Source organism: Pseudanabaena biceps PCC 7429, from assembly GCF_000332215.1.
GTDB lineage: Bacteria > Cyanobacteriota > Cyanobacteriia > Pseudanabaenales > Pseudanabaenaceae > Pseudanabaena > Pseudanabaena biceps.
In genome coordinates this window covers 14,994-27,559 of the sequence record NZ_ALWB01000013.1, presented here as the reverse complement: position 1 = coordinate 27,559, position 12,566 = coordinate 14,994, and the positions used below count along the sequence as shown (strand labels likewise).

Below are 12,566 nucleotides of genomic sequence, written 5' to 3'. Positions count from 1 at the left end.
ACATTTCGGGCTATCTGGGCATATTTTCTAACTGTCTCGTAGGGCATATCCAAATCGCGATCGCGATCGCTTTCAAACTTTCCCCAATTAATGCCTTGTCAAGATAGGTTGGTTTGAGTGCGATCGCCGATCTTGTAGGTTGGGTTGAGGTGACGAAACCCAACATTGCCTTATAAACCTTTATCTACGAGACTGTATGCGATTGCAAAAGAGGTGGTCATTAGACTGGGTGTAAATTTTGACGGGACAGAGAAATTTCTCCTGATTTCTCGCGAACCTTAGCGATCGCCTAGTTATGTTGTTATTGCCTAGGTTTCCAAATATATTCAACATTGGGTTGACCGTTAAAGGTATTAACTGATAACTCACTAGCAATAAAGCCATTGCGTTCATAAAAAACTCTGGCTCTAGTATTTTCCCTAAGTGTATAGAGCCTTAATCCTTGAGGATGTAATGATTTTGCATGATCAAGAAATTGTGCACCAATGCCATGACTCTGATAACGGCGATCGACAAATAGCTGATCGATATAGCTCTTTTCAGGAAAGATCAGCATAAATCCCGCAATTTGTTGCTCAACTTCGGCGATCCAAGTACTGCCCTGTGGAATCAGTTTTGTGAGCAGTAGTTCTCTCCATTCAGGGTAGGGATGCGGATGTTGTAAATTGGGGAAAGTCTCATGCCAAGTGTTGTACCAAAGTTGAGCGATCGCATCGAGATCGGCATCTTGATAAGCACGAATAAGAGGTTGCGTTAAAGTCTTTGGTATGCCCATATTTCAAATTTGGCTGTTGATGATAATTCTATGTCTAGAGAGCCATATTGCTTGATGCAAAAATTTTCAAATTCAGCGATCGCCTGTTCAAAAATCTCTTCGGATACGCGCCAACAGAATCCATAGGCTCGTAATTTAAAGAAACTTAATAGTTCTCTAACTGTATTACTAACTTTCCATTCTTTCGCTATTAAGTAATTGGATTGATAGCCTTTGTTGAGGAAATATTGGTCTATGTCTATGTTGATTTTAGCGATTGGCTTAGGTTCAGGCTGAGAATCCTGAGCTTCATACTTTGCCAAGATTGCTCGAAAATAGTTCTCAAATTCCAGTCTTGCAGGGGGCGTAATGCATTGAGCATTGAGATAAAAACCGTTGGGTTTTAACACGCGAATAATCTCATCAAGAAACCTTTGCCAATTAGCGACAGCATGAATCATATGCACAGTTAAAACTACATCAAAACTCCAATCTGGAAAATCTAATTGAGAAGCATCTGTGCAGATTAAATTCAGATTTGATGGAACTTCTGACAATTTTTGACGAAACTGATTGAGCATTTCTTGAGAAACATCAATTCCTGTCACCGCATAGCCACGCTTGACTAAAGGTAAAACATTTACACCAGTACCAACCCCTGCTTCTAACAAAGAAGTGTCAGGATTTGCCTCAACTAAATTCACCATAAAATCGGCGACCACTTCGGCAATTGGTTCTGTTAACCAGCGTGTTTGGTCGTAGTTCTGAGCTATGCGATCGTAATAATTGAATTTTGCCATTTAATTGCTAGTTCCTTATTTTCGGGGCTATCAGATTCTGATTAATTGTTAACCCGACGCAATGGTTCTAGATTGACTTCTAGCTTCTCTCCTAGCCATAACGCATGATCTGTGTGATCGGCGATCGCATTGCCAGTATTGGGATGTAGCAAAACCGCTAAACCTTGACGATTCAGCAATAACCAAGGAACAAGGCGATCGAATTGGTCATTAGCAAAAGCAACCTGATACATCGATCGCGTATGGGGACCCACTAATTGATCGTGCCAACGTCCTAACTGCACCTCAAAGCGATCGCCTAATTCTTGACGCACTTGCTCAGCAGCATCGCGGGTTTCAGGATGATAATAGACATGGGCATGGTAGCTAGTAATTATGTTTGTTTCAGTCATGAATTTTTTGGATTTAGGCTTTTGAGAATGAGAATATCTTGAAATGAATGATCGCCGCAAGCCCAATCAGGGTGATGGCGACAGCACAAACACCATGCCATTGCCACAGGCTCCAACCGACCGCACCGAGAAAAGAACCGATCGCACCGCCAGTATAGTTTGTCACCATATAGACTGTATTCAAACGACTTTCGGCATTGGGAACGAGGCTGTAAATGCGGATTTGATTGAGAATGAAGGAGGCGTGCATCCCTAAGAATAGGAAGAGAACGCCAATGATTAAACCTGAAAGATAGGTTCCTGCGATCGCTAAAATTGTAAAGGCTGTTAATGCTAAGGCGATCGCATAACTGAGGATTTTTCGAGGTGTATGTTCATCGGCAAGTCTGCCAATCAAAGGTGTGACCAAAGCACCGACAATACCCACTAAGCCGAATAGTCCTGCGACTTTGCCATCGTAATGATAGTTTGATTCCAAAAAGAAGATCATCGTTGACCAAAAGGCATTGAACGAACCAAAAATAAGAGCGATATTTAGGGAAGCTTCTCGTAATATGGGTTGCTCGCGAATCAATTGCAAAATACTTCCCATTAACTTGACATAGGACAATTGGGAAGCGGGAGGCACAATGGGAAGTTTGCCACGCACAGTAATGGCTAAGGTGACGATTAATCCTGCTGAGAGCCAATAGATTGATCGCCAGCCAAAGGTTTCGCCGATAAAGCCACTGATGGTACGGGCAAAGACGAGACTGAAGGATAAGCCGCTCATCAAGAGTCCTAGAGTTTTCCCGCGATCTAAGGGGCTGGACATTTGCGCGACCATGGGGATGATTAACTGGGCGACAATGCTGAGACAACCGAGAGCGAGGCTGGCGATGGTGAGGGTGGTGAGGTTTGGAGAAATGGCGATACCGATAATTGCGAAGACTAACAAGCTCAAAACGGTGACGATTAATTTACGCCGTTCGAGGCGATCGCCTAGGGGAACGAGTAGTAATAAGCCGATGGAATAGCCAACTTGAGTTACCGCAGGAACAATGCCAATCTGACTTTCGGAAACTTGAAGATTGCGCCCGATTTGGGCTAGTAATGGCTGATTGTAATAAACATTAGAGATCGCTAGTCCACTCACAATCGATAGCAATAAAATCAAGTTGCGATCGCTAGTGAAGTTCTCTTCAATTACTTCGGAATTTGGTGATGAGATTTTCTTAGGAGACTCGACAGAATGGGATTGGGACATTGAATCAGGCGAATAAGTGGGGTTTGGCAATTTGCGATCGCGCTCTAGATCTTCTTCGTTGGGGTTGAAGTCCAGTAGCGATAGCGATGGATAATGGAGCGACCAGAGATCTTCTAAACCAGTACGTTCAAAGTTTCTAAAGTTCATAATTAAAGAATCTCCTGTAGGGGCAAAGCATTCCCGCCATAATCTCTAAATTTTGAGATGCCCTTAATTTGGGAATGCTTTGCCCAACACCTCAAAACGTAGGGACAATTTAATGCGGGGACAATTTATTGGTAATAGCGAAGAGGGTAGAGCATTTGCGAATTAAGTTTTGTGGCAAGAGTTGATAGATAATGACGCAAATGTTCTACTTCTACGAATGCAACAATAAAAATGGAAAATGTAGGAGCAATTCATGAATTGCTCCTACATTGTTATACCAATTCCCAAAATGGCAACGCTATTTTGGAAATCTCAAAACCTTACTGGGCTTGTTTTTTAATTCACTGAAGTGTTGGCTCACTTCAGTGAATTGGTATTATTCTCAAAATCGAAATTTTACCTTTGGTAAAATTTCGATTTATTATGCAGCTACCAATTCCTTCTCAACCACAAATTGATTAGTTGGACGAGGCAAACCGAGATTTTCACGAAGAGTTTTTCCTTCGTACTCAGTGCGGAACAGCCCGCGCTCTTGCAAGATCGGAATTACCAGATCCACAAACTCTTCTAATCCACTGGGCAAATAGGGAGGCATGATATTAAAGCCATCAGCAGCATCATTGACAAACCATTCCTCAAGATGATCGGCAATCTGTTCGGGAGTACCGACAAGTTGATAATGACCTCTCGCCCCTGCAATCCATTGATAGAGTTGACGGATAGTGAGATTTTCCCGTCTTGCTAATCTAATCAACAAATCTTGACGACTCTGGTGTAACTCTGTTTCAGGCAAATCAGGCAGAGGTTCATCAAGGGGATATCCCGACAAATCAACATTGCCCAACATACTACCCAACAAAGCCAAACCAACTTTAGGATCGATACCATCCTGTAGCTTTTGGAACTTCTCTTGCGCTTCCTCTTCGGTGCGACCAATCACAGGAAAGATTCCTGGCATAATTTTAATATGATCGGGATTGCGACCAATTTTTGCTGCCCGTTCCTTCACATCTGCATAAAAAGTTTTAGCATCCGCAAGGGTTTGGTGCGCCGTGAAAATCACTTCCGCAGTTTCCGCAGCCAAGTTTTTGCCATCTTCCGATGAACCTGCTTGCACGATTACAGGATAGCCTTGAATGGGACGCGCCACATTTAGAGGTCCCCGTACGGAGAAATATTCGCCTTTATGATTGGGAACATGGAACTTATCTGGATCAAAAAAGATGCCCGATTCCTTGTCACGAATGAACGCATCATCTTCCCAACTATCCCATAGTCCTTTGACGACATCAACGAATTCGCGAGCGCGTTGATAGCGTGGCGTGTGGTCAGGATGTTTGTCCAGATTGAAGTTTTTCGCTTCACTATCGGTTGCCGATGTCACCAAATTCCATCCAGCCCGACCACCACTCAGGTAATCAAGAGAAGCGAATTTACGGGCAAGATGATAGGTTTCGTTATAGGTAGTGGAAACCGTGGCGATCAAACCAATATGTTCCGTAACGACAGATAATGCCGAAAGCAGAGTGATTGGTTCAAAATGCGCGACGTGACCTGCACGGCTGATGATGTCTTTGTCCTGACCGCGATCGCGTACTGATACACCATCAGCAAAGAAGATCGTATCAAATTTACCGCGTTCGGCAGCTTGAGCGATTTGACGGAAGTGGTTAAAATCTAAACCACCTTCAGCATTAGCATCAGGATAGCGCCAAGCTGCCACATGATGTCCTGAACTCATCAGGAATGCACCAAGTCTTATTTTACGTTTTTCAGTCATAGTTTTATACCACACCTACAGCAGCTAGAGCAGGAGTATAGGCGGAAGAATCACCCTTAACGGCTTGGCTAGGCGTGCCATCAATGCTAACGGGAAGATCGCCAGCAATGGTTACGCGCTGGACTCGGCGGGGTTGAGTGCCATAATCAGCGATCGCATAATGTTGAGTAGCGCGGTTATCCCAAAAGGCAACATCGCCTTCTTTCCATTTCCAACGCACGGTATTTTCTAGACGAGTAACATAGGATTGCAACAAGCGAATAATGTCATTGGATTCGGTCTGAGAGAGTCCCTTAATCTGACGCACAAAGCCGCCAATAAATAGACCACGTTCGCCCGATTCAGGATGCACACGCACAATAGGATGCAGGGTTTCATAAACTGTAGAAGTGAAAGTCTTGCGATATTCTTTCTGTTGTTCAGAAAGTTCTACCGCAGCTTCAGCATAGTCATACTTATTGCTATGGACTGCCCAGAGAGTATCGGCGAGATCGCGCAAATGAACAGGTAAATCTTGATAGGCGGTTACAGAATTTGCCCAAACCGTATCACCACCAATGGGAGGAATAGTGACAGCACGAAGTACTGAGCCTAGAGGTGGTCTGTCAACAAAGGTGACATCAGTATGCCAATTGTTCGCACGACTTTCAGTTCGGCTGTAATCGAGATCGAGAACATGGGGCTGATTAGCCAGTGATGGAACTGTGGGATGAGCGGTAGTGGTTTCACCAAAGCGACGGGCAAAGGCTAGTTGTCCATCGGCATCTAGATTTTGATTGCGGAAGAAGATGACTTTATAGAATACAAGGGCTTTGCGAATGTCGGCAATGACTTCATCACTAAGATTGCTGCTGAGGTCAACACCAATCAATTTAGCGCCAATGCGCCCTGCAACGGGTTTGATTTCAAAATGTTTGGAACTCATTTTTCTCTCCTAAAGGTTAAATGTTTCGATCCCCCTAAATCCCCCTTGTAAAGGGGGACTTTTTTAATCTTTCCCCCCTTTCGTAAGGGGGGTTAGGGGGGATCAATTAGAAATATGTGCGAAAGATATAAAGCCTTAAAATGAATGCACAATTTAATACAATGAAGCCAAAACTTTATCTATTGCGAAACGTATCGCCGTAGCTGCACCCGCACTCAAATCACGCGGCGCACAGAGGCGATTACGAAGGTAGGCAAAGGTAATCGCCCCGATCGCAGCTTCGGGTGTGCCAGTCCCTTCCTTACCGCCAGTATTGCCACCAGCGAGGATTTCACTATTGCCATAGAGCAGATAGTTGGCAAGGAATCGCAAATGGCGATCGACGATTTCTTGAACTGCATCAAGATTGTTGTCCACTGCTAAAGCGGCGACACCTGAGTTTTTGAGAATATCTGCGATCGCTAATTCGTGGTTATCGCTCAGACGTTCAGCGGCTTCCGCACGATTGGCTAAGAGATTGGCTCTATCAATATCAAGAGGAGCAGGATTACCAATTGGCTCAATCCCAAAGCGGCGGCGTAATAGCAAATTGTTGGTGGTGTTATCGGAGGCGGAGCGTTGGTAGGCAGGACGTTGGGCGATCGCCTCAAACCAAGCATTGATTCTGGGAAATCGTGAATTACCCCTAATGTGATAGCCACGATAAACGGGTAGATTGGCAGCTAAGCGATCGAGGTGAGGGCTATAGAGAATATCGACAATGCTAAATTCCGAAAGAAAGAAGGGGCTGGGATATTTGCCAAGATTGGCTTCGAGAATATCTAGTTGCGCTTCAAACTTCGCTCTTAATTCCTCTAATTTCTGTGGATCTTCGGGAGCATTTCGCAATAACTGATAGGCAAGATCGCGAAATCCGTTAGTTTCTGATTCTTCAACCCAGCGATCGGCGACGGCTCTTTCTTCAGGATCGCTAGGCAGTAAAGGCACTTCAGGAAAACGTTTTTCTAAAGCCAATAGAATATCTTTGGATTCGTAAACCAGTTCGCCTTCAATCTTTGCCGCAGGTACTAGGGTTGTCGGTACGAGATCGGTGTACCATTTGGGCTTGTCGCTAAGATTGATAAATTCCGTTGTAAAGGGAATGCCTTTTTCTTCGAGGGCAAACCAAACTCTTTCGCAAAAAGGACACCAAGAGTTTGAGTCACGATAGAGTAATACTGGGGCAATGCCATTGGCGGGTAATTTATCCCAACTGCTAGGAATTGGCTGTGTAGATGGATGTTGACCAACGCGACGAATTCGTCTTGCATCGGTATATTTACGGGCAGTTTCTAAGAGATATTCCCAACTAGGAAAAGTGGTAATTGGTAATTGGTGATTGGGAGGAGAGATAACAGTTGCAGTTGACATGGATTGGCTCCTTTGAATGATGGTAGAGCTTAGTGAGAGGCTTGATCCCCCTCAATCCCCCTTGTAAAGGGGGAAGAAGATAATAATTAATTCTCCCCCCTTTACAAGGGGGGCTGGGGGGATCTCTTGCAATCAATATCCTGTAGACTTATCCACTACATTTCGTAAAGGCTGACCTGTGCGATAGCGTTGTAGATTATCGAGAAAGAGATTGACAATGCGATCGATCGCTCTTGGTGAAGAAGCGGAAGTATGGGGTGTGATGAACACATTCGGCAAAGTCCAGAGGGGACTCTCTTGAGGCAAAGGCTCGACGGTAAAGGTATCAAGTGCCGCACCTGCGATTTTTTCTTCCTTGAGAGCCTTAATCAATGCATCCTCATCCACGATCGCACCTCTAGCAATGTTGATTACAAAGGCTTCAGGACGCAAAGCATTAATTGCTGCTTCGTCAAAAAGCTTGGTGGTTTCAGGGGTAAGCGGCGTGGCTATGACCACATAATCGACTTCAGGCAATAGCGATCGCCATTCATCTTTACCGACAATCAAATCGAAATTCTCAAGGGGTTGAGGATTACTACGCGAACCGATTACTTTTAGTCCAAAGGCTTTGGCGCGTTGAGCGATCGCCTGACCAATCTTGCCAGCACCGATAATCAGGATTGTTTTCCTATAAATTTCACCAAGCTGTAGCTCAAACCCACGCTTCCAGCCACGTTGTTGACGTAGCTCTAGTAAGGTATCGATTTTCTTGGCATGGTAGAGAATGTAGGTCAGCACGAATTCAGAAATCGGAATTGCAGAATTGCCTGCACCATTGGTGAGGATAATATCGCGCTCTAAATATTTCGGCGTGAGAATATGATTTACCCCAGCACTAGGGGTTTGATGCCAACGGATTTTTGGGGCAACATCGAGGACTTTATGCAGAGTCGGAGGTTTAAGATAGAACCAATTAAAATAGACCTCGGCATCCGTAGGATCGCCTTCAATCTTGCCAGTTGAGTCTACCCATGCTTTTTCGAGATCGGGATAGCGATCGCTAGTTAAATGTGGTTCTAAGCGATCGGCAAATTCTTTAGGAAGTAATGCTTTCATATTCTAAGATTCTTTTAAAATTTCTGGAGGTGTAATTGCAGCGTAGACTTCCACAGGTAAGAGGGCTCCTTGAATATCAACTTTCTTGGGAATCACCTTTTCATCAAAGAATAAATCTGCTACTCTCTGCTGCTCTTTAATTAACTGCGGAGTCAGTCCTCTGCGTCCTGCAAAGGTACGCCGTCCAATGACTTTTTCGGCAACACTGGATTTAAGCTTTAACTCCCTTGCGTAAATTTCCGTAACTTCTGTGCGATTTGCTTCTGACCATTTATCTAGTTCATGCAGTTCCTCAATTACCGCCTTGAGTAGTCCCAAGTTCTCCAAAGCAAAGGGCTTACGGGCGACGTAATAGGCTCCAGGAGAGTCCAAACCAACTGCATCTTTGATGACCCGAATTCGACCTAAATCTTCAGCGATCGCATAATGAGGGTCGCCAGATACCCAGACAGGAATTTTTCCTTCAATAAATGCTCCTCTAGTTTCTACTGTGGGCGCACTCTTAACCTTGATATCTTTAATTGTTAAGCCAACTTCCTGTAAAGCTCTGACGATAAAATAGTGGGAAGCAGAACCCTTTTGAAAATAAACCTCTTGACCTTTAATATCTTCGATCTTTTGAATTGTCGATTCAGGCGGCACAGCAATGACGCTTGCACGACCAGTCAGAGGGGTGTTTTTCGTGCCAACTACATAAACGATATCGGCTCCTGCGGCTTGAGCAAAAATGGGAGGGCTTTCACCAACTGCGCCAAAATCAATCTTTCCAACATTCATCGCTTCCATTAGTTGCGGACCTTGAGCAAATTGCGCCCATTCCACAGTTACGCCAAGAGGTTCTAGCCGTTTTTCAAGAACTTTTCGTGCTCTTACTAAGTCACCTGCGGATTGATATCCTACGCGAAAGACTTTAGTTTTGATGCCAAGATCAATTGCCGCAGTGGGACTTGTACTCCTTGGGCTATTGCTAGCTGCGGGGCTAGGTGTTGTACTGGATGTTGTACTTGGCGTTTGGCTACCACAACTTCCTAAAAACAGAGCCGTAGATAGTCCTGTTAAACCCTGAGCAGTTAATGACAGAAAGCGACGACGGGGTAAATACAATGGGGAAGTCATAGTTGAAATCCTAAAGACCTAAATTTAGATTAGTGTTTCCAAGCTACCAATGCAGATGCATACAAAGCGCGATCGATAGCGGACATAGTAAGGGGCTGCGCCCTGAAATAATGTAGGATCGTAGGTAGGAATTGCTGTAGCAGTCATTGACGTATCTCCTATAAATTTGTGAATTTGCGTTAAATTTGCGTTGAATTAAGTCCTAAGACTTCTTCTCTTTTGCGAGAGCAAGTACATTTTTAGGGAGCAAATACTCATATTCTTCAGGCTTTAGAAAGCCTTCCCGCACATTGGGTTTATTGGGAATCAACTTGTACTTAAACCAAAACTCTGCTACCCGTTCTTGGCTCTTGATCGTTTCTTCGGTGATTGGACGCAATCCATATTCATACTTTGTATGGACTTTCTCCAAAACTGGCACTTCAATTTTGGCGACATCAGTTAAAAGCTCTGCGGCTTCCTTAGGATTAGCACCTACCCATGCATCAGCTTTTTCAACTTCTTCAAAGAGAACTTTAATGGCTTCCTTATTCTCTTCGTAGAATTTGCGATTTGTGGAAATGTAATTAGGAACATCTTGAAGCTTTTCGCCATCGGTGAGGACACGCCCAATACCAGCGATTTCTGCTCTAGTAACAAAAGGTTCCCAGATATACCAAGCGTCAATCTTACCCTGTGTAAGCGCGGTAACGGCATCGGCAGGAGGCAAAAAGACGGATTCAAAATCATTAATGGTTAGTCCTGCATCTTCAAAGGCTCTTACCGCTAAGTAATGCCCAATGGAAGCTTTTTGAAAGGCAACCTTCTTCCCTTTGAGATCGGCAATGGTCTTGGCTGGGGAATCCTTGGGAACCAAGAGGGATATACCTTTGCCATTCGTGGGTGAGGCGGCGAGGTATACCAGTGGTCCCCCTGCGGCTTGAGCAAATACAGGAGGATGAGCCGCAGTGGAAGCAATATCCAGACCATTAGCATTGAGGACTGCTTCTAACTGTTGAGGACCTGCGGCAAATTCTAGCCATTTGACTTCATAGCCAATCTTTTCTAATTCCTTAGCTAATGTACCCTTCTTCTCTAGTACAGCCAAGCCTCCAAGCCCTCTAGATCTGATGATCCGAATTACCTTTTTGCTACCACTAGGGGTTGGTTTGCTAGCTTCAGTCGTTTTGGTATCCGCAGGTTTTGAGGTATTGGTAGTCGAATTAGATATGGGAGTATTAGAACCGCAACCAAGTAAAGATGTTGATAGGACGATGCTGTAAGCCGCCGAAAATAATAGCGATCGCCTTCCTAATTTACGACTGAGATAGCGATCCTTCAAAGCATTAAGCATATATAAATAAATGTCCGATTTCGATTTGTCTATGAGGCGGATAAAATTAATTTAGTTGTGAAAATTAGAGTTGTCTAAAAGTTTTCTTGAAAATAATTGAATGCAATTGATCTATCGACAATAACAACTTTGTCGAGGAAAATCTTTAATTAAACTTGTCATTTTTATCTTTATATAAGTTTTTAGACTTAATCTACTTAAACTACATGTAAATACCGTAGTTAACTTAAATCATGGTGACATATGCTTATCTTAAAAGCAAGTTACATGGAATACAAAAAAGAGTTGATATAAAGTATCAACTCTTTTTTGTGATTTTTAAGTTTGCCTAATCACTTTATTTCTTCAACCAAGGAATTTCTTTCGCCGCATATCTAAAAGCACGAAAGACAGCATTGTTTTCTCCTTGAGCAAGGGGAGGAATATCGCCCGAATTCCGTCTCGCAAAATAGGGGTTGATATATTCCCATACAATTTCACCGTCACTAGTTACTTCAAAGAAGCGCCCAAAGTTACCTTCCGTAATCAAAGTATTGCCATTGGGTAAGCGCTGAGCCCCTGAAATATAAGGGCTGAAGAAGTTCTGAGCAGGTTTATCGTGATATTGCCAGACAATTTCCTTAGTGGCGCGATTTACTTCGATGACACGAGAGTATGGTAGCGCCACATTTTGACGATGGGTTCCATTATCGAAAATGAGAATATTACCATTCTCTAATTCATGGGGATAATGTTGATGGGCTAAAACATCGGCCCCCAAGCGCCAGATAATTTCGCTGGTTTGGCGATCGATAATTGCAACTGTGGAAATATTACGGAAACTGACGATAATATTGCCATCGGCTAGTTCGCCGACTGTGTTGCCATGACTCCATTCATGGCGCGAGTCCTGCTTGGTGATGATGTCAGTTTCAGGATCGAGATGTTCGTGGGCGTGCCATGTCCAGACAATCTCGCCCGTAGGAGTGACTTCGTAAAGCACATCAGAGTAAATATCTGTGCCATTGACTTCGCTATTGGGAACGCCACCTTGGATTTTGGGAACTAGCTCGGCAGGAACCTTCTCGATCGCCAAAATGATTGTATTACCATTTTTCAAGCGTCGCGCGTCATGATGATGATCGGGATGTTGATATTCCCAAACGATTTTGCCTGAAGGCTCAATTTCGGTAACTACACCACCCTTAAAGTTTTGCCATGCAGGAAACCTTGGTGGATTTTCTACGATTTTGCCGTTATAGAACAGATTTCCATTAGGTAAAAAATAGGCATAGAGTCCAGGAGCATAGGGTAATTTCCATTCATGGACAAGATTGCCTTCAATATCAATCAAATAGATTTCACCTTGTCCTGTTAAGGGAGTGAATAGGGTATAGCCCTTGAAAGCCTTAGTAGGATTGTAAGCCCGAAGCCCTGTCCCACGACGGCGAACGGTATTTTGATCGACGGGTTGATTAATTTCAGTTTGTTGATTGGGCTGTTGACTAGGTTTTTCGATTGCGATCATCATTTTTGTCTCTTTTATTCTCTCTGTCTACGTTTCAACGTGAAGATCCCCCGAGCCC

Annotated in this window: 13 protein-coding genes; all 13 read right to left on the bottom strand. The window is 43.9% G+C overall.

Translation table 11 applies throughout. From position 1 onward, the window contains the following. Positions 1-10: 10 nt before the first annotated feature. Positions 11-166 carry a hypothetical protein gene (locus tag PSE7429_RS26190; RefSeq protein WP_158467607.1) on the bottom strand — a complete coding sequence of 52 codons (156 nt, stop codon included), beginning with the start codon at positions 164-166 and terminating at the stop codon, positions 11-13. Positions 167-301: 135 nt separating this feature from the next. Further along, positions 302-775, bottom strand: coding sequence for a GNAT family N-acetyltransferase (locus PSE7429_RS02925; protein ID WP_009625557.1), 474 nt, complete (start codon positions 773-775; stop codon positions 302-304). Further along, positions 754-1,554: a class I SAM-dependent methyltransferase gene (locus PSE7429_RS02920; protein ID WP_009625556.1), complete on the bottom strand. Its 801-nt coding sequence runs from the start codon at positions 1,552-1,554 to the stop codon at positions 754-756. The genes PSE7429_RS02925 and PSE7429_RS02920 overlap by 22 nt, the downstream gene beginning before the upstream one ends. 41 nt (positions 1,555-1,595) lie before the next feature. Further along, positions 1,596-1,946 carry a DOPA 4,5-dioxygenase family protein gene (locus tag PSE7429_RS02915; protein WP_009625555.1) on the bottom strand — a complete coding sequence of 117 codons (351 nt, stop codon included), beginning with the start codon at positions 1,944-1,946 and terminating at the stop codon, positions 1,596-1,598. A gap of 13 nt (positions 1,947-1,959) precedes the next feature. Continuing rightward, on the bottom strand, positions 1,960-3,339 hold the full coding sequence (locus tag PSE7429_RS02910) for an MFS transporter (RefSeq protein WP_009625554.1): 1,380 nt from the start codon (positions 3,337-3,339) through the stop codon (positions 1,960-1,962). A 421-nt stretch (positions 3,340-3,760) separates the two neighbouring features. Then, positions 3,761-5,119, bottom strand: coding sequence for an LLM class flavin-dependent oxidoreductase (locus PSE7429_RS02905; protein WP_040687085.1), 1,359 nt, complete (start codon positions 5,117-5,119; stop codon positions 3,761-3,763). 4 nt (positions 5,120-5,123) lie between these two features. Next, entirely contained in the window at positions 5,124-6,044 is a 921-nt protein-coding gene (locus tag PSE7429_RS02900) for a TauD/TfdA dioxygenase family protein (RefSeq protein ID WP_009625552.1), read from the bottom strand. A 153-nt stretch (positions 6,045-6,197) separates the two neighbouring features. Then, a complete protein-coding gene (locus tag PSE7429_RS02895) occupies positions 6,198-7,454 on the bottom strand; it encodes a glutathione S-transferase family protein (protein WP_009625551.1) in 1,257 nt (418 codons plus the stop codon). 132 nt (positions 7,455-7,586) lie between these two features. After that, positions 7,587-8,552 (bottom strand): D-2-hydroxyacid dehydrogenase, encoded by a 966-nt coding sequence (locus PSE7429_RS02890; protein ID WP_009625550.1) that lies wholly within the window; start codon positions 8,550-8,552, stop codon positions 7,587-7,589. Positions 8,553-8,555: 3 nt separating this feature from the next. Then, positions 8,556-9,668: an aliphatic sulfonate ABC transporter substrate-binding protein gene (locus tag PSE7429_RS02885; RefSeq protein ID WP_009625549.1), complete on the bottom strand. Its 1,113-nt coding sequence runs from the start codon at positions 9,666-9,668 to the stop codon at positions 8,556-8,558. A gap of 24 nt (positions 9,669-9,692) precedes the next feature. Beyond that, complete coding sequence (locus PSE7429_RS27510) at positions 9,693-9,815, bottom strand: hypothetical protein (RefSeq protein WP_009625548.1); 123 nt, start codon at positions 9,813-9,815, stop codon at positions 9,693-9,695. Between the two features lie 55 nt (positions 9,816-9,870). Beyond that, the gene (locus PSE7429_RS02880; protein WP_009625547.1) at positions 9,871-11,001 is read right to left on the bottom strand and encodes an aliphatic sulfonate ABC transporter substrate-binding protein; all 1,131 of its coding nucleotides are present in this window, start codon (positions 10,999-11,001) and stop codon (positions 9,871-9,873) included. Between the two features lie 337 nt (positions 11,002-11,338). Then, on the bottom strand, positions 11,339-12,511 hold the full coding sequence (locus tag PSE7429_RS02875; RefSeq protein ID WP_009625546.1) for an aryl-sulfate sulfotransferase: 1,173 nt from the start codon (positions 12,509-12,511) through the stop codon (positions 11,339-11,341). Between the last annotated feature and the right edge of the window lie 55 nt (positions 12,512-12,566).